The organism is Kitasatospora sp. NPDC057223, from assembly GCF_042669755.1.
Classification (GTDB): Bacteria; Actinomycetota; Actinomycetes; order Streptomycetales; family Streptomycetaceae; genus Kitasatospora.
This window is the reverse complement of the sequence record NZ_JBHUWW010000149.1, coordinates 1-20,936: the sequence shown is the minus strand read 5'-3', so window position 1 is coordinate 20,936 and position 20,936 is coordinate 1. Positions and strand designations below refer to the sequence as shown.

The 20,936-nt window shown below is 71.5% G+C and carries 19 protein-coding genes, 3 tRNA genes and 1 pseudogene; 15 read left to right on the top strand and 8 right to left on the bottom strand.

Annotated elements, in window-relative coordinates; genetic code table 11:
* The 3 genes from ACFUK0_RS34375 to ACFUK0_RS34365 all read right to left on the bottom strand — a co-directional run.
* A partial coding sequence (locus ACFUK0_RS34375) for a SpoIIE family protein phosphatase (protein WP_380256881.1) occupies positions 1–742 on the bottom strand: 742 nt, incomplete at its 3' end.
* A gap of 173 nt (positions 743–915) precedes the next feature.
* Positions 916–1,179 carry a hypothetical protein gene (locus ACFUK0_RS34370; protein ID WP_380256879.1) on the bottom strand — a complete coding sequence of 88 codons (264 nt, stop codon included), beginning with the start codon at positions 1,177–1,179 and terminating at the stop codon, positions 916–918.
* Between the two features lie 199 nt (positions 1,180–1,378).
* Entirely contained in the window at positions 1,379–2,857 is a 1,479-nt protein-coding gene (locus tag ACFUK0_RS34365) for an FAD-binding oxidoreductase (protein WP_380256877.1), read from the bottom strand.
* A gap of 613 nt (positions 2,858–3,470) precedes the next feature.
* Between ACFUK0_RS34365 and ACFUK0_RS34360 the strand changes: the two genes are divergently transcribed.
* The 3 genes from ACFUK0_RS34360 (at position 3,471) to ACFUK0_RS34350 (ending at position 5,815) form a co-directional block, all read left to right on the top strand.
* Positions 3,471–4,976: an MFS transporter gene (locus ACFUK0_RS34360; RefSeq protein ID WP_380256875.1), complete on the top strand. Its 1,506-nt coding sequence runs from the start codon at positions 3,471–3,473 to the stop codon at positions 4,974–4,976.
* A 147-nt stretch (positions 4,977–5,123) separates the two neighbouring features.
* The gene (locus ACFUK0_RS34355; protein WP_380256873.1) at positions 5,124–5,306 is read left to right on the top strand and encodes a hypothetical protein; all 183 of its coding nucleotides are present in this window, start codon (positions 5,124–5,126) and stop codon (positions 5,304–5,306) included.
* The gene (locus tag ACFUK0_RS34350; RefSeq protein ID WP_380256871.1) at positions 5,303–5,815 is read left to right on the top strand and encodes an ETX/MTX2 family pore-forming toxin; all 513 of its coding nucleotides are present in this window, start codon (positions 5,303–5,305) and stop codon (positions 5,813–5,815) included. The genes ACFUK0_RS34355 and ACFUK0_RS34350 overlap by 4 nt, the downstream gene beginning before the upstream one ends.
* Before the next feature lie 155 nt (positions 5,816–5,970).
* Here the strand turns inward: ACFUK0_RS34350 and ACFUK0_RS34345 are convergent, their stop codons facing one another.
* The 3 genes and pseudogenes from ACFUK0_RS34345 to ACFUK0_RS34335 form a co-directional block, all read right to left on the bottom strand.
* Positions 5,971–7,263 carry a hypothetical protein gene (locus ACFUK0_RS34345; protein WP_380256869.1) on the bottom strand — a complete coding sequence of 431 codons (1,293 nt, stop codon included), beginning with the start codon at positions 7,261–7,263 and terminating at the stop codon, positions 5,971–5,973.
* Between the two features lie 236 nt (positions 7,264–7,499).
* Positions 7,500–7,838 (bottom strand): annotated as a pseudogene (locus ACFUK0_RS34340) (hypothetical protein).
* A gap of 647 nt (positions 7,839–8,485) precedes the next feature.
* Complete coding sequence (locus ACFUK0_RS34335; RefSeq protein WP_380256867.1) at positions 8,486–8,704, bottom strand: hypothetical protein; 219 nt, start codon at positions 8,702–8,704, stop codon at positions 8,486–8,488.
* A gap of 288 nt (positions 8,705–8,992) precedes the next feature.
* Between ACFUK0_RS34335 and ACFUK0_RS34330 the strand changes: the two genes are divergently transcribed.
* The 10 genes from ACFUK0_RS34330 (at position 8,993) to ACFUK0_RS34285 (ending at position 16,598) form a co-directional block, all read left to right on the top strand.
* On the top strand, positions 8,993–10,264 hold the full coding sequence (locus tag ACFUK0_RS34330) for an alpha/beta fold hydrolase (protein WP_380256865.1): 1,272 nt from the start codon (positions 8,993–8,995) through the stop codon (positions 10,262–10,264).
* 348 nt (positions 10,265–10,612) lie between these two features.
* On the top strand, positions 10,613–10,951 hold the full coding sequence (locus tag ACFUK0_RS34325; RefSeq protein ID WP_380256863.1) for an RNA polymerase-binding protein RbpA: 339 nt from the start codon (positions 10,613–10,615) through the stop codon (positions 10,949–10,951).
* Between the two features lie 350 nt (positions 10,952–11,301).
* Positions 11,302–13,011, top strand: coding sequence for a transcription termination factor Rho (rho, locus tag ACFUK0_RS34320; RefSeq protein ID WP_380256861.1), 1,710 nt, complete (start codon positions 11,302–11,304; stop codon positions 13,009–13,011).
* Positions 13,012–13,770: 759 nt separating this feature from the next.
* Entirely contained in the window at positions 13,771–14,922 is a 1,152-nt protein-coding gene (locus ACFUK0_RS34315) for an ATP-binding protein (protein WP_380256859.1), read from the top strand.
* Between the two features lie 42 nt (positions 14,923–14,964).
* On the top strand, positions 14,965–15,270 hold the full coding sequence (locus ACFUK0_RS34310) for a hypothetical protein (protein ID WP_380256857.1): 306 nt from the start codon (positions 14,965–14,967) through the stop codon (positions 15,268–15,270).
* Between the two features lie 124 nt (positions 15,271–15,394).
* On the top strand, positions 15,395–15,685 hold the full coding sequence (locus ACFUK0_RS34305; RefSeq protein ID WP_380256883.1) for a WhiB family transcriptional regulator: 291 nt from the start codon (positions 15,395–15,397) through the stop codon (positions 15,683–15,685).
* 301 nt (positions 15,686–15,986) lie between these two features.
* Positions 15,987–16,059 (top strand) — tRNA-Gln (locus tag ACFUK0_RS34300).
* A gap of 4 nt (positions 16,060–16,063) precedes the next feature.
* Positions 16,064–16,148 (top strand) — tRNA-Ser (locus ACFUK0_RS34295).
* A gap of 118 nt (positions 16,149–16,266) precedes the next feature.
* Positions 16,267–16,349 (top strand) — tRNA-Tyr (locus ACFUK0_RS34290).
* A gap of 39 nt (positions 16,350–16,388) precedes the next feature.
* Positions 16,389–16,598 (top strand): hypothetical protein, encoded by a 210-nt coding sequence (locus ACFUK0_RS34285; protein ID WP_380256855.1) that lies wholly within the window; start codon positions 16,389–16,391, stop codon positions 16,596–16,598.
* Between the two features lie 528 nt (positions 16,599–17,126).
* Here ACFUK0_RS34285 and ACFUK0_RS34280 read toward each other — a convergent pair.
* Both ACFUK0_RS34280 and ACFUK0_RS34275 read right to left on the bottom strand, forming a co-directional pair.
* Complete coding sequence (locus ACFUK0_RS34280) at positions 17,127–17,480, bottom strand: ML domain-containing protein (protein ID WP_380256853.1); 354 nt, start codon at positions 17,478–17,480, stop codon at positions 17,127–17,129.
* A gap of 417 nt (positions 17,481–17,897) precedes the next feature.
* Positions 17,898–18,782: a hypothetical protein gene (locus tag ACFUK0_RS34275; protein ID WP_380256851.1), complete on the bottom strand. Its 885-nt coding sequence runs from the start codon at positions 18,780–18,782 to the stop codon at positions 17,898–17,900.
* 472 nt (positions 18,783–19,254) lie between these two features.
* Here ACFUK0_RS34275 and ACFUK0_RS34270 point away from each other — a divergent pair, with 472 nt between their 5' ends.
* Positions 19,255–19,878, top strand: a complete 624-nt coding sequence (locus tag ACFUK0_RS34270) for a replication-relaxation family protein (protein ID WP_380256849.1) — start codon at positions 19,255–19,257, stop codon at positions 19,876–19,878.
* 406 nt (positions 19,879–20,284) lie between these two features.
* Positions 20,285–20,479 carry a hypothetical protein gene (locus ACFUK0_RS34265; RefSeq protein ID WP_380256847.1) on the top strand — a complete coding sequence of 65 codons (195 nt, stop codon included), beginning with the start codon at positions 20,285–20,287 and terminating at the stop codon, positions 20,477–20,479.
* The last annotated feature ends 457 nt before the right edge of the window (positions 20,480–20,936 follow it).

The window sequence follows — 20,936 nt, the reverse complement described above, 5'->3', positions numbered from 1 at the left end:
CGTCCTCGGCGCCAGCGAGCTCAACCCCATGCTGCCTCAGGAAGCGACCGCCCCCGCCCTCTGCGGCCCCCTCCACTGACCGCAGCCGCCATCCGTTCCGCCCGGCCGCCCGCAGACCCGCGGAGGCCGGGCACCAGCATGACGGTTCACCCCGGTCCGGCGAGCGGCAGCCGGTGCGGACCGCTGTGATCGGCTGCTCCCCCCGGTCCGTCACTTGGCCTTGTTCACGGTTCGGGCCGGCTGACCCCGGGCGGCCTCCGAAGCCCCGATCCGCCGGTGAGCCGGCCCGCAGGGCCGCAGGCACGGCTGTGTCCTGGTGGGGGTCAGGCGCCGTGCTGACCTCGCCGGGCTGTGGGGTGGTGGTTCTGGTGAGGGCGATGATGGCGATGTCGTCGGTCAGGTGGTGGGTCCATTCCTGGACTCGGGTCCGCAGGTGCCGTACGAGTTCGTGCGGGTCGGTCGGCGGGTTGGCGGCCAGGTCCTCGGTGAGGGGGTAGAACTCGCCGGAGGAGTTGTGTGGTTCGCTGAGGCCGTCGGTGTGCTGCAGGAGGGTGTTCCCGGGGTCCGGTTCGATGGTGGACAGGGTGGGTGTCCGCGCGGCGAGGGCGCCGAAGCCGAGCGGCAGCATCGAGGGGATGTCGGCCTCGCGGAGTCCGAGCAGGTCGGTGACCGTCTGCAGGGCCTGCAGGCCCTTGCCGCGCACGTCCCCGATCAGGATCCGGGTGCCGAACGGGGTGTGCACGGCCTCGTAGAAGTCGCTGCCGATCCCGGTGCCGGTGGTCGCCGCCTCGTAGGGGCCGGCCAGGTGCAGTTCGCCGAGCCGCGCCGGGATCGGGTGCAGGACGGCGTGCTGGAGTGCTTCGACGCCGGCGCGCGCTTCGGACAGTTGGTCCGACTGCCGGCGCCGTTCCCAGATCAGCAGGTCGACGGCGGTGCCGACGCCCAGTGCGGCGGCGACGGCGAGCGGCCGCCGGCGTGCTCGGCGCTGGCCAGTGCGCGTATCAGGGAGTACTGGGCGGCGGTCGCGGCGGCGACGGCCAGGACGATGCCGGGGCGGCCGACGGCCGGCGCCGCGGCGGCGACCACGCCGGCGGCGATCCACAGCAACCGGTGTGCCTGGGCCGGCTGCGGGCCGGTGCCGGCCACAGCGGTGTAGGGCAGGGCCTGCGCGGCTGCCATGCCGAGTGCGATCGAGGCCAGGTGCAGTGCGGTGAAGGTGCCGAGCCGGCCGCCACCACGCCCGCGCCGGACGGGGGAGGAAGTGCAGCAGGGCGAGTCCCACTCCCGCGAGGGGCAGGCCCGGTGCGCAGCCGGTGCGCGGGGAGATCCGCCGGTGGCGCACGAGCAGGCAGCCGCCCGCTCCGCCGGCGCGGCCTGCTCACAGGGCCTGCGGAAAATCCAGCAGCCGGTCCGGGTCGTAGTGCACCCGCAGCCGTTCCAGCCGGGGCAGGTTGGCACCGTAGTACGCCTGCCGCCAGTCGGTCAGCTCCGGGTCGCGGTAGTTCTGGTAGGCGTGGCCGGAGGTGTACGGGCGCAGCGCCTCGCGGACCTGGCCCACCCAGCGGACGGCCGCCTCGGCCGGGCCGCCGGCGGGCCACGAGGCGTAGTACTGGGCCAGCAGCCGTGAGTTCCGGTGCACGAAGGCGGTGGCGTCGGCGGGCACCCGGTTGACGGCCCCGCCGAGGACGTTGAAGGAGATCGCGGCGGACACGCCGTCCGGCACGCGCCGCAGCACCGCGAGGGTGTCCCGGATGGCCTGCGGCCCGAGCCTGCGGTCGAAGAACTGCGAGGCCGCGGTGAAGGCGAAGCGCTGCTCGTCCAGGCGCGCGAGGACGGTTTCGCCACCGGCGTTCGACCGGACGGTGGCCAGGTACGACCGGTGGGTGACCTGCCGTGCGGAGGCCGGGCCGGTGACGGCGAGCAGTCCGTCCAGCCATCGGTTCGCCTCGTCCTCCCCGCCGCCGCCCAGGAGGAACCCGCCGACGTCGGCGGTGGGGCTGTCCCGTGGGGCCTCCAGCAGGAAGTGCGACCAGAGGTTGTCAGGGGCGTCGAACGCCCAGTCCTGCCAGTGCTCCAGGGCGGTGCCCGCGTCCCGGTACGGCCAGGAGGCCCGGAACTCGGTCAGGTCGGTGGCCGGGTGGGTGCGCATCCGCAGCGAGGTGACCACGCCGAAGTTGCCGTTGCCCGCGCCGCGCAGTGCCCACAGCAGGTCGGGTTCGGTCTGCTCGTCGCAGTACACCGTCCGGCCGTCGGGGAGCACCACCTCGGCGCCGGCCAGGCTGTCGCAGGTCAGCCCGTACGACCGGCTGACCACCCCGTGGCCGCCGCCGAGTGCCAGCCCGGCCAGGCCGACGGTCGGGCAGCTTCCGGCGGGTACCGTCACGCCGTGCCGCGCCAGTTCCTCGTAGACGGTGATCAGGGGGGTGCCCGCGCGGATCTCGGCGTGGCCCTCGCCGTCGATCCGGACGCCGGTCATCCGGGACAGGTCGACCACCAGCGGTGCCCGGCTCGACCAGGCCCCGTAACAGTGGCCGCCGCCGCGCACGGCGAGCCGCAGGCCGTACCGCCGGGTGAACCGCACGCACTGGGCGACGTCGTCGGGCCCGGTGCAGTACGCGATCGCCTCGGGGTGGGCCTGTTCGGCGTACAGCAGGTTGCGCGGCAGCCGCCCCGCTTCGTACCCGGCGTCCCCGGGCAGTACCAACTCGCCGTCCAGGCCTGTCTGGAGGGCCCGCCACTGCGGCCCGTCCGGCGACCTCCCCGGCCCGGGGGACGGCGGGACGCGCGCCCCGGCGGCGGAGGCCGTCCGGATGCCCGGCGCTGCCTGCCCGTCCGTGCCCCTGCGCTGTCTGCCCATCGCCACCCGTCCCTCGGAAGTCCGTCGCTGTTCCTATGGCGCGGGCGGCATCGGGGCCGAGCGGTGCCTGCGGGAGACGGAGACGGAGGCGGAGGCGGGGAGTGGGACGGCCTGCCGGGGCGCCCTCCCGGCGGGTCGTCGCGGCGGATCGGCGGCGTGGGCCGGGACCGCCTCACGGACCGCCTCACGGAGCGCGTCGCGGTGCGACTCGAACGGTTCGTACGGAACAGGTGTGCGCGCCATGTTCCGGCAGGTCTCAGATGCACGAATGGCCCTCGCCCGGACGATTAGAGCATCGCGTGAGCCGAGGCGGCAAGAACGCCTCAGGGGGAGCGGTACTTGCGCTTTATACCGGGCTCCCTGTGTATCGCCGGAGCACCTGATCTGCCCTATGGGTGGGGGAGTTGGAGGATCCGGCGCAGAACGGGAGGTGCCTGCCGGGAGCTCGGCCTGAACGCTGCCACCGCCTTGCCTGTGCCACTACCGCCTTGCCTGCGCCACCACCGTCCGACCCGGTGCAACCCGACCGGCCCGGCCGGTGTTCCAGCAGACGCACGAACCCCCCGGCGGACGATCCGACCCGCTCGGGCGGGGAGCGACGAGGGGACACACCTTGCAAGCGACCACCCAGCAGGCTGCCCGGGGATCGAGCGGACCCGGCGGCACCGCCCTACTGGTCCTGCTGATCGGTCAGTCGATGGCCAACATCGACCTGGCCATCGTCAACCTGGCGGCGCCCGCCGTCAGCGCCGACCTCCAGGTCAGCGGCTCCGAGCTCACCCTGATGGTCACCGCCTACGCGCTGTGCTCCGCAGTGCTCCTCGCCCCCGCAGCCCGGCTCGGCGAACGCCACGGCGTGCGCCGCGTCTACCTGTGCGGCCTCGCGCTGTTCACCTTGGCCTCCCTCGCCTGCGGACTCGCCACCAGCACCGCCGTGCTCATCGCCGGCCGCTGCCTGCAGGGCGCCGCCTGTGCCCTGATGATCTCCCAGGTGCTCATGGGCATCCACCGCTGGTTCACCGGCCGCGCCCGTGCCCGCGCCCTCGGCTGGAATGCCATCACTCTCTCCGGCGGCGCCGCCCTCGGCCAGGTCCTCGGCGGCACCATCGTCTCCGCCGACATCCTCGGCACCGGCTGGCGCGCCGTCTTCCTGCTCAACGTGCCCATCGGGGGCCTCATCCTCCTGCTCGGCGTGGTCCTGCTCCCGCGGGAGCGGCCGGCCGCCACCGCCGTCCGCGGCGGCAACGACATCCCCGGCACCGTGCTGCTCGCCGCCGCCTCCCTCACCGTCCTCATCCCGCTCAGCCTCACACGGCCCGACTGGATCTGGTTCCTGCTGCTCGCCGCCGCCCCGCTCGCCGTCCAACTGGTGCGCACCGAACGACGCGTCATCGCCCGGGGCGGCACACCCGCGCTCGACCTGCGGCCGCTGTCCGCACCCAGCGTCCGTTGGTCCCTCGTCGCCTCCTCCGGCTGCACACTCACCTACATCTCCATGCTCTTCCTCCTCTCCCTCCACCTCCAGAACCACCTGCACCTGCCTGCCTGGCAGGCCGGACTCGTCCCGCTCGGCTGGGTCCTCGCCTTCGGACTCGCCGGACCCGTCATCGGCCGCGCCTCGCAGGGCCTCGCCCGACGGCTGCCGGTCATCGGCTGCTCCATGCTCACCGTCGCCTACGGACTCGCCCCCGTCTTCGTCCCCGCCGGTGAAGGCAGCGCCATCTGGCCGCTCACCGCCGTGCTGTGCGTCGGCGGCCTCGGACTCGGCCTCACCAACACCTCCCTGCTCAACCTGCTCACCACCGCCGTGCCGCCGCGCTTCGCCGCGACGCTCAGCGGCACCGTCAACACCCTCTCCAGCGTCGTCGGCGTCACCGGCATCGCCCTGTTCGGCGCCGTCTACCCCTGGCTCAGCCGCAGCGGCTGGGCCGGACCCGTCACGGCCTGGACCCTCACCTGCACCGGACTCGCCCTGATCGCCGCGTTCTGCGGCTTCGCCGCCCTGCGTGCCGTGGCCGCCGCCGACCCGGTGGGCCCGGTGATCACGGCCGGTGCGACCGAGCCGGCCGCCGCGGTCCTCAGCACCAAGGAGCGGCCCGGCGCGTCCACCGCGGGCTGAGCAGCACGCACCGCGGACGCCTTGTGGAAGCCGGCGGTGGGTCACTCGAAGCGGGGTGCGGCAGGGCTCTCCTGTTCCGCCTCGACCTGGGCGTTCCAGTCGCGCCTGGCGGCCTGCCAGCCGTCCCCGCCGAGCACCACCCACTGCATGGGGGGTGAGCCGCTCGGTGCGGAGGACGTGCACGGTGTGCCGCCGCCGGGGCCGGCGGTTCGGGCGTTCTGCCATGGGGTGGCGGCCAAGGCGAAGGACCCCGAGGGGATGACGCAGCAGATCCTCAAGGGCGCGCACACCGACGTCCTGGGCGACGTGACGATGGGACCCGTGAGGTGAAGTCGTCGGGCAGCCCCAAGCTCTACGAGCAGGAGTACCCCAACGACACGTCGGTGGAGCAGACGTGGGCCCTGAAGTTCCACAGGGACATCCAGGGGTCGCTGACTGTCAGCAAGACCAAGATGTTCGAGGCGGCCCGGGAGCTGTCGGTGAAGGCCGACCTGGCGGGCTTCGGCGCCTTCACCGGCAAGGTGGGCTTCAAGGAAGGCCTGAGCGCCACCGAGTCCGAGACGAACAGCGTGACCGAGGGCTGGGCGGTCGACAACCCGATCAGGGTGCCCGCCCACACGAAGGTGACGGCCACCGTCTACGTCGACGAGGGCGAGATCAGCGCTAATCTGGGGTGCCCAAGGGCCGTCAGGCATGTAAGTAGCCGTTGTCTCTTTCCGAGAGTGGCGGGTGCGTTTCCGCTGGTCAGGCATAGTGCTGTTGCTTCGGTGGCAGAGACGGGGTGTCGTGTCGTCTCTTCGGTGGAGGTGTCGGATGCCGTCGGTGATGGGGCTGGTTGAGGAGCGCGAGCGTGCTGCTCGGCAGCGGGTGGAGGTTGCTCAGCGCCGAGAGCACTCAACGCTCCGGGTAAGTCTTGTTGCTGGGTTCTGAGAGCGCTCGGCTGCTGGCTTCGGGACCACGTTTGTGCACGCGCCTGAAGCGTGCGCCCAGGCTGTCAGAGGCCGGCCTGGGCGATGATGCGGTTCATCAGCGCTTGTGGCAGCACGGGGCTGGCCGCAGCGTTGTCGGCGACGTCGGGCTCCGGGTCGGCCAGGAGTCGTTCCAGGAGGTCCGCGCTGACATTGGGATGCCGGGCTGCTCCCGAACGTAGGAACGGCTCCTCTTCGTCCCCCAACCGCCGCAGTTCCGCGTCGGGCAGCTCGGGGTCTTCCAGGGCGAGGAGACGCACCCTGGGATCCGGATCGTCCACGAAGCCGCGCAGCTCCTTGCGTGGGAAGTTGGGGTGCTCCACCAGCCGGGGCCGGAAGGCGGAGGGATCACCGTGGGCCCGGACCAGTCGCAGCAGAGTCTCTGGCGGAGTGCCAGGTCGGAGGGCGGCGGTGTAGCGGACGGACACGTCGGGGTCGTCGTCCAGTCGCTGCCATGCCTCGTCGGGCAGGTCTGTGCTCTCTGCCAGGGTTCGCCGCAACAGCGCGTGCGGGCAGTTCAGGTAGGTCAGCCGCTTGGCGAGGGGCACGTCCCGCAGCCAGGTGGGTCGGTAGGGCGACCAGTGGAGGGCGACTTTGGCGCCGATGCTGCCGGCCACTTCCTCGGCTTCCACCAGCGCGAGCAGGCGGTCCCGGGTCTCGGGCGTGACGTGGCGGCTGTAGGCCACCGCGACGCGCACGGACGGGTCCTCGCTGTCCTGCAGGTGGGCCACCATGTCGCCGGTCAGGTACGGGTTGCCGGCCACGGCGCGCAGCACCGACGGGTTCCCTGCTGCCAGCAGCCGGTCGAACTGCGCGATTGTCAGGGGGAGATGGCGCGCGACGTTGGCTTGGACGGCCGGATCGGCGAGGCAGCGCTCGCGGAGTTCCGGCGGGACGCGCGGGTGATCGGCCCGCGTGGCCGCAGCCCGCACCCCGGGGTCCGGATCAGTGAGCAACGCCTCCTGCACGGCGGCGGGCCTGTCGTGCCAGTCCTGTGCGATCGCCGCGCGCACCTTGGGGTCAGGGCTGGCCGCGAGTTCCGCCGGCGGCTGGCCGTATGTCTCGGCCAGGGCCTCGATGCCCAGCCCCGTCCCGCTCTCCACCATGGTGCGGATGAAGTCCGCGCGGGCGCTGCGGATCGCGGGGTCGGGATGTCCGGCGATCCTCCGAAGCATCGTCGGGGTGACCCGGCGCCCGTGCAACTGCACCGCCGCGTCGCTGCCCTCGTGGGTCAGCAGAGCCTCGGCGACCGCGTCCGGCAGTTGCCCCTTGCGCATCCACAGCCCGTGCCGGCCCGCAGCGTGCGTGGCCAGTCGCACCAGGACGCCCGTCGGGGCAGCCGGGTTCCGTCCGAGCCCGGACAACTGCGGCTGTTTGAGATGCACCATGCGCCCACGCTAACTCGCCTTGCCCCCTACGCCGTCGGCTTCCGACAAGCCCACGCTGTCTGCGGGTGCTCTCGGTTCTCGTCGGCAGTTGCTGGCATCTCGATCAAGAGATGGTGCCAGAACCTTCCAAGACCTGTTCTCCGTTTTCCCCTATACAGCCAGTCGAACTACCGCACTGGTCCGCACTCATCGATGAACGCGGTCGGCGCCGACAGGAACAGGTCGGCGTCCGCAGGGCCATAGGCGACGTTGAACGTGTCCAGCCAGTACGACCAGTCCCGAATCCCCACCGCGCTGCTGAAGCGGTAGTTCAGCTGCCATCGGACCCACTGACCTGGGATGAGACGGACAGCCGGAGGCCTGCTAGGTCGAGGTGGCAAGCCGAACAAGGGTTCCACTCAGGTAAGCACGCGCAGACGGCCCTCGATCTCGCGAAGGTTGACGTTGACGCTGCGAAGCTCCCTCTGACTCTCGCGCCTGGACGCTGCGCCGACGACCCGCCGCACGGCCCATCTCGCTCCAGACCCGGCACGTCAGCTCACCTGCCCCGAGAACCTGACGGGAGAATGTCCGCCCGCGTGCCAAGCCGGCTCCGGGGCCGGTCGGGCCTCCGGTGTGCCTCCCGTAGGGCGGAAATCGCCCGAGTCCCGCTTCACCGCGGTCCGCCGGGCGCCAGGCGCTGCCACGATGTGCGTCACGCGCACTGGGAGAACCTCGAAGGTCCCCCGCGCTCGTCGTTCGCGGGAGGACCGGCCCTCAGCCTATGAACACCGCTGCGCCACCGGTCGACCGGCTCCTGATCCCCGCCGGTGCCATCGCGCCGCACCTGATTCCGCCCGGCGGGAACCCGCGGTGCCCGGCGTCGAACCGCACACCTGCCACAGCCCATCGTGCTGCCTGCCTGCCTGCCTGCCACGCCACCGCGAATGGCGCGCGGGCCGGGCCCGCGCGGTTCGACGACCCAGGAAGAGGCACACCGGACACTGGCCTGAGCCACACGCGACTGGTCCGCGCGGCCGCTTCGGCCACGCTTCCGGAGCGGCGGCCGCGACGCTGCAGTACAGAGCCTCACCACCGTGACGGCCCCGATGGACCGCAGGACGGCCGGGGCCGCCGGACCCGCAGCCGCCGGCCGACGCCGGGTGCCGGACAGTCAGCTCCGCGTCCCGGAAAGGCCGTCCGCCACCGTGTAGAGACCGCGCCCGACACGCTGCCCGCGCCCGTCCTTGGCAAGGCGCTCCAACCTGGTGCGGACCACGTCGATGTTCCCCTCGGCGGCGTCCAGGCCCAGCAACTCGGTCACCTCGCGGGCGCGCAGCGGACCTGCTGCTCTGGACAGCACCTCCGGTACGCCGACCGCGTCCGCACCCACGACCTTCCGCCGCCGACCCACCCGCGCTTCGACACCCTGCCCGCTCCACGGCCCCTCACCGCCCCGCCGGCCCCGCGACACGCCGCCCCCACCCACCGGGCCCACCCCCCTTGGCCCGCCCCGGGGCTAGTCACCGAGGTTCAGGTCGTGATGCCGGTTCCGGTGCGCGGCTCATCGCCCGCGCCCCGCCCGGCGCCGAGCCGGGCGACCGACTCGGGTGACGGTAGAGGGGGCGGTCAGCGGGCTGACCAGAGTGGGCAGTGGGCTCGGTGCACGGTCAGGAGGTAGATGTCGGCGCTGTCGAAGGTCCGGCGGGTGCGGGGTGCCGCACAGCATTCGCTGTCCGGCTCCGGCTCCGGCACCGGCACCGGCTCTGCGGCGGGTTGCACCGGCGCGGCGGTGCTGTCCGGGAGCGGGCCGGGCGGGGCGTGCACCACTGGCGCGGGAAGCACAGCGGCGCCGGCCCTCACTTCTGCTTCCGCGCCGAGGGCGGGAGTGAGGGCACGAACGCGGGAGCGGGAGCGGTGGCTGCGGCGGTGCGGCATGCCGACACCCTGCCCGCTTTCGCCCGCTCCACCGCCGCGACGCGCCCCGACATGCTGCCCGTGTCGTGCCGGCGATCGGTTGTGCGTACCGGGTATCGATCATTTGAGATTTTTGGCATATATCGTCCCTCCTGTGTTTCTGCCGATGGATGAGGAAGGGATCGGTGTTGTGGGAGTGCAGAGTGAGGAACGTTGGACCCGTTCGGGGGTCAGGCTGCGCCAGGTCTCGACGGGTGAGGGGCGATGGAACTGGCTGTTCGTTCCGGGAGGCCCGGGTCTGGGGTCCGAGTCGGTGCTGGGGTTGGCACGGGCGGCCCGGGTGCCGGGCACGGTGTGGCTGGTCGATCTGCCGGGGGACGGGTCCAATCGCGGCCTGCCGGTCGTTCCCGACCACCCCTACGACCGTTGGCCGGACGTCCTAGCCGAAGCCGTCCAGGGCTTGCACGACGTGGTCATGGTCGGCCACTCCACCGGCGGGATGTTCATGCTCGCCGTCCCCGAACTGGAACAGCGCCTTGCCGGCGTGGCCCTGGTCAGCAGTGCTCCGCACGCGGGCTGGCGTCCAGCCTTCGGCCGGTGGGCCGAGGCCCATCCGATCCCCGGAGTGGACGCGGCGGGCGCGGACTACGCCCAGGACCCGAACGACGAGACCCTGCGTGCGCTCACGCTCGCGGCCGCGCAGTGGAACTTCACCCCGCAGGGGCTGGCCGAAGGCCGCACCGTGCTGGAAGGCCTTCCCTACTGCCACGACGCGGTGGCCTGGGCGGATGCGCACTTCGATGACGCCTACCAGGCCCAGTGGAAGCCGCAGTCGCTTCCGACGCTGATCATCAGCGGCGCCCAGGACCACGTTGTCGACCAGCGCCTGTGGCAGGACGACAACGCCTTCGACCAACCCCACGTCCTGCGACGCACGATCGACGGCGCCGGCCACTTCCCCTGGATCGAGAACCCGCAGGCGGTCCGCACGGCCTTCGCCGACCTGACCGAACTGCTGGACGGCGACACCCGGTAGACACTCGCACGGCCGTGACGGACCGTTACCGGCGTCCCCACTTCCATCCGCGCGACCAGGAAGGGGCGCAGCGCCTACAGCTCGCGGCCGGGCGGGAGTTCGGCGGCTGCGCCGCCCAGCGCAGTGATCGCAAGCTGCTCGGCCCCGTCTACCCGGCCGCCGGGCCCCTGAAATACGGAGGGGTTCCGCGGACTCCGACTCCGGCTTCCCCCTGCTGCCCGCCACCCGCGCCACCGCTTTGAGCGGAGGGACCTGCGGAGGCCGTGACGGCGATTCGGGCGGGTGGCCGTACGCTGGGCGTCCCCATGCACATCCGAGGCGTGGACATCATGGCCGAGGAGAGCGATCGTGGCGCAGGGACGTAGTGGTATCAGGGGTTCCCGCATCGGTGCGGGGCCGATGGGGGAGTCCGAGCGTGGCGACTTCGCCCCTCGCAGAGTGGTGTCGTTCTGGTGCGGCAACGGCCACCACACCCAGCCCAGCTTCGCGATCGAGGCCGTGGCCCCGGAGACCTGGGACTGTCCCAAGTGCGGTCTGCCCGCCGGCCCCGACCCCGACCAGGCCCCTGTCGCCGCAGGCAACGCCCCCTACAGGACGCACCTGGGCTACGTCCGGCAACGCCGGAGCCAGGAAGACGGCGAGATCCTGCTCAACGAAGCACTGGCCAAGCTGCGCGGGACCATCTGACCGCCTCGGGACGGCGCCGCGGCGGAAGGCGAGTTGCGCACTGCCCTCCTGGGGGCGGGACCTGACGATCAGGGCGTTGGCGACCTCGCCGCACTCACCCCCAGCGGACGGCATCCGCAGCGCCGTCCCAGGCGTCCCACCAGCTCAGCTTCAACCCGCGATGACCGGCTGCGCCGCATCGAAGCCGTCGCTGACCAGGCCCGCGCCCGGTTCGGGACGGAGAGCATTGGCCCCGCCTCCCTGTACGGCACGACGTAGTGCTCGCACCGGCCTCGTCGAGCGCCGAGGTCATCGTCGAAGCGGCCCGCTCCCGCCGAATCCCGAGGGCGCGATCGACGGGCCCTGCTACTATGGTCGGCAACGGAGCACTCCACTCCCTCCCGCGAACTGATCGCGGTCGAGAAATCGGCAGACGCACTTCCTGCCAGCGGAGACCGCACCGCAGATCACAGCGACACCAGCTTTCGGCGTCGCACCATGCGCAGGCCCAGGTCGCGTGCCGACACCGCGCCGACCATGCCGCAGCCAGCCCTGCCGGGCCACCGCCTACTCGTTCCGGCGCGCCTGGAGCTGCACGGCCCACCTGGCACTGCCGCCCTTCGACACCACCTCCAGGGGAGGACCCTCTCATGAGCACTGCAACCGAACCATCAACCACATCCCGAACCGCCCTGCGTGAACCGGCCGCCGGCCATCCCGTGCTGGACAGCCTGCTGCGCGCCGAGCTCCACCAACTCGCCTCCACCCTCGGCATCCCCGGCGCCGCGCGGCTTCGCAAGGGCGAGCTCGTCGAAGCGATCACCGCCAAACGCGCCACCGCCCCTCCAACCACGAACAGCCGACCCGCCGGCGCCGCCAGCCCCCGCACCTCACCGGACGTACCGTCACAGCGGACACCAGCCGGCCGCCGCCCGCACCAGGCCACATCCACCCCGAAGAACGACCTCGTTCCGGCCGCCGGCGTCCTGGATATCCGCAACGACCACGCCTTCCTGCGCACCTCCGGCTACCAGGCCGGGCCGGACGACCTGTACGTGTCCTCGGCCCAGGTGCGCACCTTCGGCCTGCGCCCCGGCGACGTGCTGACCGGAGCGACCGGAGCCCACCGCAACGGTGACCGCCGCCCGACCCTGACCCACATCGACACCGTCAACGGCCGAGCCGCCCGCCAGGCCCACGACCGGCCCGAGTTCACCAAGCTGACGCCGCTCCACCCGCAGGAGCGGCTGCACCTGGAGACCGACCCGGGCGTGCTGACGACGCGGATCATCGACCTGGTCGCCCCGATCGGCAAGGGCCAACGCGCTCTGATCGTCGCACCGCCGAAGACCGGCAAGACAATGATCATGCAGGCCATTGCGGACGCGATCACCCGCAACCACCCCGAGGCCCACCTGATGGTCGTCCTCGTCGACGAACGCCCGGAGGAGGTCACCGACATGCAGCGCTCGGTCAAGGGCGAGGTCATCGCCTCGACCTTCGACCGGCCCGCCCGCGACCACATCACCGTCGCCGAGCTCGCCATCGAGCGGGCCAAACGCCTGGTAGAACTCGGGCACGACGTGGTCGTGCTGCTCGACTCGATCACCCGGCTCGCCCGCGCCTACAACACTGCAGCCCCCGCCTCCGGCCGCACCCTCACCGGCGGCCTCGACTCCGCAGCGATCTACCAGCCGAAGAAGTTCTTCGGCGCCGCACGCAACATCGAGAACGGCGGCTCCCTCACCATCGTGGCCACCGCCCTGGTCGACACCGGCTCCCGCATGGACGACCTGATCTTCGAAGAGTTCAAGAGCACCGGCAACATGGAGCTGCGCCTGGACCGCAGGCTCGCGGACAAGCGCATCTTCCCCGCCGTCGACGTCCAGGCCTCCGGTACCCGCCGCGAGGAACTCCTCCTCGGCCCCGCCCGCACCTCCGCAACCTGGACACTGCGCCGCGTGCTCAACGGCCTGGACACCCAGCAGGCGATGGAACTGCTCCTGGACCGGCTGAGGAAGACCACGAGCAACACCGACTTCCTCCGCCAGGTGACCGCGACCCGGCCCAACACCGGCTGACCGGTCCAGGTCACTTGTCCGCGCTCCTCAGCGGTGTCCATCATCGGCCGGGTCGTACGATGCCGCGCACGACCTGGTACGCCTCAGCCGTCGGTCTTGGTCCGACCGCCCCGGCTCGAGCATCGCCGAGTGGAGGCAGCACGGGGGAGTAGTGATCGCTACTGCGGCATGAGGACTGGCGGACCTGATGGCCACCGGTTGCGGGGAGGACGGCGCGGTGCGACTGCCGGACCCGCCCTGGTCGTCGACTGCCTGTACGTCGACGGCGGACTGAACCACCGATCCGCCGCCTGGTCCGCGATGACGAAGGGCAGCCCGTCCGTTCCGAGACCCTGATGGGCGATGATCGGCAGCATGGTCGCCGGCACACTCGAGGCCGACCCGCCACACGAGTAGGCTCACGACCCCGCTCACGCAACGACCCGCGCCCAAGCGCGCTCTGATCGGGTCAGATCCTTCGTCTTCGCGCCCAGATAGCCGCAGAGCCGGCCGGTTCACCCGGCATCCGCGACCGCGCCGGGCCAACGCGAAAAATTCTTGGAATTCGTGGCCGTGCAGCCGCCCGAAACGGTGCCGCAGAGGGCCGTCAGAGGGCCGCGGCGGCATTGCGGGGGCAGTGCGAAACGGCTCCCGGCCGGGCGCTCCTGATTGCCCCTCAGGAGCCCGTTGGCGGCCTCGCCAAACTGGCCCTGACCTGGTGTTTTTTCGGAAATCTCCTAGGCTGGGGGAGCTTTGTCGGACACCTTCGGAGGGGGCATCATGAGCGAGGAAGCCAAGGCGTACGACGCCAGCACCATCGTGGTTCTGGAGGGCTTGGAGGCCGTTCGGAAGCGGCCCGGGATGTACATCGGATCGGTCGGCGAACGAGGCCTTCACCACCTGCTGTTCGAGGCAGCCGGGCCGGCGCTGGACGAGATCCTCGGCGGCACCGCCAGCCAGGTCGAGATCACCCTCACCGCCGACGGCGACGTCCGTATCGCCGACGACGGCACGGGCCTCCCGGTCGAGCACGCCGGCCACGGCGACGGCCCGTCACTGGAGCGCCGGTTGACCGTCCCTTGCCACCGGGCAGAGCCAGCCAATCGGCGCTCGCTGTTCGGCGGCCACTTCGGCGTGGGACTGGCCGTCGTCAACGCGCTGTCGAGCCGGCTGACGGCCGAGGTACGACGTGACGGCGCCCGCTGGGCGCTGAAGTACGAGCAGGGCGTAGCTGTCGCGCCGCCCACCCACACCGCACCGGCCGGGGGCAGCGGCACCGCGATCACCTTCCGGCCCGACGCCGAGATCTTCGAGGCGCTGGAGTTCTCGTTCGACACGCTGGCCGATCACTTCAGGGAACTGGCCTTCCTGAACCGGGAGTTGGCCATCATCCTGACCGATGACCGCGACCCTGCCGTGTCCCGGGCCGTCCGCTTCCGCTTCCCGGGCGGGCCGAGGGACCACATCGCCGAGCAGGGCACCCCCCTCCACCCGGACGTGATCGGCTTCGAACGCGAGTCCCCCGACATGGAGGGAACCGTCGAGGTAGCCCTTCGCTGGTGCGACTCCCGCGAGGAACGGGTCGCAGGCTACGCCAACAGCCGGCCGACCGCCGGCGGCGGCACACACGAACTCGGCTTCCGCGACGGCCTGGCCGCCGCGGTCAACGCCTACGCCCGGGAACGACAGCTGCTCACCCCCTCCGACCTAGACCTCAACCCCATCCAACTCGGCGCGGGCCTGACGGCGGTCGTGTCGGTGAAACTCGATCATCCCGAGTTCCAGGGGGCTACCCGCGACCGACTGGGCAACGGCCCCGTCCGCGCCTGCGTCGCCGAGGCCGTCCGCGAGCACCTGACCGCCTGGCTCCACGCCAACCCGGCGCAGGCGACCGCCGTCATCGCCCGGATCTCGATGACCACCCGCCACTGACGGCAGCACACCGCAGACACCGAAGGCTTCCGGTGGGTCGATGTGCGGAAGGAGGCGTTCGCCGTACCAGTAGTCGGGGGTGCAGCGGAATCCGTAGCCAAAGCCGATGATCTGCCCGGCCGTGTACGCGGTGATGAGGGTGAAGTTCTCGCGGCGGGCGTGGCCGGTGATCTGGCGCCGCAGGGTGGCGGGGGTGAATCCGGCCCGGGCGACGTCGTCGTGCCCGGCATGGGCCTTGGGCCAGACGTCGGCGAGGGTATCGAGCAGGGAATCGGCGTCACCCGCGCCGTAGCGCCGAAGGACGAAGGGCAGACCAAGCAGGTGACCATCAATGCGATATTCAGGTAAAGAACGGCCTGGCGTAGCGGGAGAGCGCGTGGCGGACCGTTGCCGGGCCGCGGTCGGCGAGCACCGCGCCGACGGCAAGCCGGGGCCCGGGTCAGGTCGTTCCCTTCGGGCCGGCCGCCCGGCGGTGCCGGGCGGATCGGGGCCGGGGCGCCGACGAACTGAGGAAGGCGCGGCCCAGAACAGGGCGAAGGCCGTGTGCAGCGGCTGCCCGGTGCGCACGCAGTGCCTTGCCCATGCTCTCGATCACCGTATCGAGCACGGTGTGTGGGGAGGGATGACGGACCGGGAGCGACGCGCGCTCCTGCGCCGGCGCCCTACGGTGACGTCCTGGCGCAACCTGCTGGATGCGGCCCGCAGGGAACACGACCGGTCAGCCCGCGCCGCAGACGGTCCGGGTTGGCAGGCGGCCGGCTGACGAGGTCGATCCGAATCCCGGTTGGCGACCCCACTGTCACACGTGCGCGTCGAGAGGGGATCGTCGGGAATACGGTTGCCCCCGCCGTCGGTGGTGCGTCACAGTGGACCCATCGCGCACGACGACCAGGAAGGGGGCGCGACGATGAACGGCTTCACCTGCTTCTCGTATCAGCGCTCCTCGTCGAGTCCCCAGCTGCGCGGGACGTCCTCGTAGTGCGCTGACCGGCCCTCGTGGCCGGGCCGCCCCGGGGAACGTGTCCCCGTACGGGCGGCCCCTTTTTCGTGCCGCCCGCCCGCAGTGCCGGATGGTGCAACTGGCAGCACGCCTGATTCTGGATCAGGAGACTCGGGGTTCGAATCCTCGTCCGGCAGCTCGGGAGAGTTGGCCGAGTGGTAAGGCAGCGGCTTGCTAAGCCGTAGTCGGGTGCAAGCCCGCGCGCGTTCGATCCGCGCACTCTCCGCGCAGGACAAGAGCAGTTCACGCAGGAACCGGCCGACACGCGGCGCCGGCCTCGGGCCCGAAAACCGCCTGGGTGCGATGAGCATCCGTGTCGGTTCGACCCCCGCTTCCTGCGTCAAGGGCGAGCTGGGCACTGGAGAGCCCAAGGGCCTGTAAAGCCCCCGCTTCGGCTGTGCCGGTTCGACTCCGGCCTCGCCCACCACCGGCCCCGGACAGGCCCCTCCCCGGGGAGAGCGCACGGATGAGCACACCCTCACCGCACGAAGCCCTCGACGACGCCCGCCACGTCGAGGTGCGCAAGGACTCCATCGCCTCCACGACGGTCAACGAGCACGACGGCGGGATCCGAAACGGCCCTCGCCGGCGAAGGACCCCTGCCGGGACAGCAGCCGAGCCGTCAGGCGGCCCGGACACCGGCTTCCACGTCAGTAGCATGCAGAAGCCCGCCTGACCGGGCCCGTCACCGGCAGGCGAGAGAAGGAGAACAGGCCGCATGCCCACCCTCCCCGCGCAGGACCCAGGCACCTCAGTGCCCCCCGCGCGGCGCAGGCCGGGCAGGACCGGCGTGCGGCACGGCCAGGCATCGTGCGCGGACTACGGCTGTCCGCTGCTCGCCTGCCGCGCCGCCGCCCTCCACGCCCGCCAGCGCCGCGACCTGGACCGCATTAGCGGCCAGACCGCCCGCCTCAACCCCGCCCCCGCATCCGAGCATGCCGCCCTCCTACGACGGTGCGGCATGTCCGCGCAGGACATCGCCGATACCTCCGGCATCTCCGTCACCCTCGTCCGCCGCCTGCGGGCTGTTTGTCCAGGCGTTTGGGGTACGGCGCTCTCGCCGGGCCCGGGGTGTTGTGTCAGGTCAGAGCGCTTGTCGGGGAACTCGCCGGGGTGACTTACCTCCTGCTGCCCTGACCTGGCCGAGGGGGTGCTCCCGGGTGCGGCAACGGGCCGGCCGCCCCCGGGACGGGGCCGTGGGGTGTCAGGAGACCCGGAAGCCGAGGTTGATCGCGGCGATTTCCTTGCTGCCCTCGTCCAGGACGGTCACCTGCGCGGTGTAGGAGCCGCTGGGGGAGTCCGTGGCGATGGTGAACGTGGTCTGCGCGGTGTAGGGGCCCGTCGCAGCGGCGGTGAGCGGGGTGGACTCCTTGGCCACCATGATGATCCCGTACTTGAGCTGCAGGTCGACCGTGCCGCTGGTGATGGGCTTGTTCAGGGTGCCGGTCAACGTCACTGTCACATCAACCCCCTTGACCACCGGATCGGGGCTGTACGCAACGCTCTTGACCGCGAAGTCGTCGTCGGCGGATCCCGCGTTCTGCCAGCTGTCGGACATAGGCACTACCTCTCTGTGGGCGCGACCGTGCGCCGTGACGGATGAAGCCGCAGCGATCTACCACTGCACGCGTACGGTCGCCGATCTTCCCATGACTGACCGTCACCATACAGTCACTCTTGACGGGCGCAGGCATCCTGCCTGGTCTCGACTCAGGGGCTTGCCCTCTCCTCGGGCCGGGGATGTTCGGGATCTCCTTCGGGGCAGGCAGTGCTGGATGGTGCCGAGTCTTCTGGGCGGAGTCTGCCGGGTTGCTGGCCGCCGAGGGTCTGCACACGGGCCTGCCGCCACGTTCCTCGCACGCGGCGGCCCGGGTGTGCCGGACGGCCTGGGCGGGCTGATCACCGTCCGTCGCCTCCAGTCGCCGTCCCCACAGCCGGGGGGTGGGTTAGGAGCGTTGAGTCTCTCGCGTGAGAATCAGGTGCGAGTCCCCTTCACGTGGAGAGTGATCGTTTCCCCGTCTGGGGTCTGATGGGTGCGCTGGTAGCGCCCCACCTGGTGTTGCCACAGGAGAAGTCCTGTCATCAAATGATGTTGGTCGGTGAACCACTGCTCCGCAGGATCTCCGTAGCGGTCGCACACCTGAGCCTCCACTTCCAGGAGTCGAGACAGCCACGCATCGCGAAGAGCGAGCAGTTTCGCGCAAGCGGCGGCCCAGGTGGTGTTGTGCTCGGCGGCCAGGGCGAATACGGCGTTGTGCCAGCCCGCCTTGTGATCTTTCGTCAGCCCGTGCAGGTCGTTGTCAATGGTCTGCAACAGTCCGATGAGTCTGGCGGCCTCGCCCTTGTGAGGGTCGTGCTGGAGGCGGGTCGGTACCTCTCGACGGTAGGCGTACTCCCCGAGTGCGGACGAGACGTCCATGCCCACCGTGTGGGAGCGGACATCGAGGTAGGCGCGTAGCGGAGGGGTCGGGCCATGGCATCGGAACAGGGCGGCCTCATCGCGGACGGACCCGATCCAGGCTGCGAACACATCGGCGTTCCGCTCCACCCAGGCAAGGCTCATCCCCTCGGCCAACAGCATTCCGAGCGTCCGCCAGTCCGCGCATCGCGGGGCAGTCGGCAGGAGGTCTTCCAACTGTCGGAGCCCATTCAGGATGGATTCGGTCCGTGCCCCCGCGCCGACTCCCTCGATGGAATCGTCCAGTAGGAACCAGGACATCATGAACCGGGCGGCGGTATAGGTCTGCTCAGCCGGTGCCCCCGGATAGCCGTACACCGGGATCCGACCGTACTCTGCGGCGCTTGCGCGATCTCGTAGCTCGGGCGTTGTGAACAGTTGGAAACGTTCGGCCCACTCCATGGCCTCCGCATTGGCCTGACCGCACAGGGACGAGGGTACGGCCTGGTACCAGCTGAGGGGGTAGGAGATGACAACATCATGGTTTGGGGCGCTCCGGGGCAGTTCTGATTCCTGCTCACGTTTCGGGGGAGAGGGTGGCCGGATGTCCACGAACGTGGAGGCCCGGGGGCGATTCGGGCGGGCGGTGGGCATGGATTCTCCGTGAGGGGCGGTGGTGATTCGAACAAGGCCTGCGTGGACGGTGGCCAGCTCGCCTGCTGCCGCAGAGACCGGTGCCCGCTCAGCAAACTCAACGACGCCCTATGCTCCGCGGTTGTGCCCGTCCGGCTCTTCGGGTGGTCCGCTGCTTTCGAGGCCGACCCGGTCGTGCTCGCCGTCCTGGCCGTTCACGAGGGCTTCGTCCGTGGGTTGTCCCCGTAATGACCGCCGTGCAGCCGCGGCCGGGCACGTCCTGCGGATTCCCCGTTCCGACATGGGTTCGACGGCCCGGGGCGCGGGTGAGTCGGGTGCGCCGCACGCGATGGCGGTGAACGAGACCGTGCTCGCCTTCGTTCGGGGCGGCACCGAACCCGGTGCGGCGGGTGGGATCGGCACGGTGACCTCCTGGGCGACGGAGGCGGAGTTCTCGTTGGGCGGGCGCCGCAAGGTGCGTCCGGACGCTGTGTGGGAGGCGCCGGAGATCGGGATGCCGGTGTTGATGGCGGAGGTGGACCGCTCCACGATGTCCCCGGCGAGCGTGGCGGAGAAGTTCGCCGGCTACCGGGAGCTGTTCCGTGCCAGGTCGCGGGACAACGACCCGGTGCTGGCCGAGGAGCCGGCGTCGGAGCGGATGACGCACTGGTGGCGCAGAGGGCCTACCCGGGGTCCGTCCGGGAGGGTTACCCGCCGGTCGCCCTGGTCCTCGCCGGCGCGAGCGCCAACGACGCTGGGCAACCGGGCCGCGCAGTTCGGCGACCTGGCGGCGGAGTCCTGGCGCGGGCGCCGGCGGAGCGAGGAGTACTCGACGGACAGCCGGCTCGACTCCTCCGACGCGGTCCCGATTCTGGTGGCCTCGCTGGACAGGCTGGCCGAGCTCGGGCCGCTCGGCCAGGTGTGATGGCGCTACGGACGCGAGGGCCTGCACTCGCTGACCGACGCGCTCGACGACCCCGACAACCCCGACGACCACGCCGCCTACGAGCTGCGGCCGGCGGAGCGCCGGGCGGAGAAGAAGCGCCGGCACCGACAGGCGATGGAGCTGCTGGCGTGCGTGGACTACGGCGCCGTCCCGGAGCACGGGGCGGTCCGGATCCAGGCGATCCATGGGCACCGGACGCACCGCGAGGGCGGGACCTGCCACCCCTGCCGCCAGGAGCGGGAGGCGGCCCAGGCGCTCCAGGAGGATCAGGAGGCGTTGGAGGTCGCCCGTGCCGCCGCACGCGAAGCGGGCGCCGTGCTGGACGTGCAGGGGGCCGCTGGGCGGGCCGTACGGCTCCGAGGGGGAGTTGCGGGAGCAGGCACCGATGAGGGACGCGGAGTGCCCTGACTGCGCGGCCGGGCGGGTCGGTGCGGCTCTCGGCCCGCTGTGGTTGCCGGTGCCCACGGCGAAGGAGTGGAAGCTGTTCGGCAAGAGGAAGCTGGACGATCTGTGGTGGGAGGCTCGGGTGCTGCACGCGGAGCTCTGCCCCGCCCTGGAGCGTCCCAAGGCGACCGCCTGAGCGGGGACAGTCGGGAAGAGGAGTTCTTGGGATTGGTGTCCGGGTGCGCCGGGCCGGGGCCTGGGCCGGCCGCCGGGTGCGGTTCGGGCGTCAGGTGGTCCATCCTCCGCACTGGTGCCGGCCGGGGCTGCCGGGTCGGGGTGGGCTGCCGGGCCGGGGGTTGGTGCCGGGTAGTCCACCCGCCCGCCCGACCTGGGCGATGCCGTGGATGCCGGCGAGGCGGAGTGTGCCGATGGCGGGGTTGTGCCAGGTTGCGATCGCTGGGGGAGCGGAGGGCCGTGGTCTGCGAGCGGTGCGCGGGCGGCCACCCGGGTAGCGTTGGAGACGTGTCCAATCCTCCGGCGCCAGGGCGCCCGGACCGCCGGACCGCCGGGACGGGGCCGCGATGACCTTGCTGCCGCTGGCCGTCGACCCGACGAGTGGGTCCGCCCTGCTCGCCGGGTTCGGCGCCCTCGCC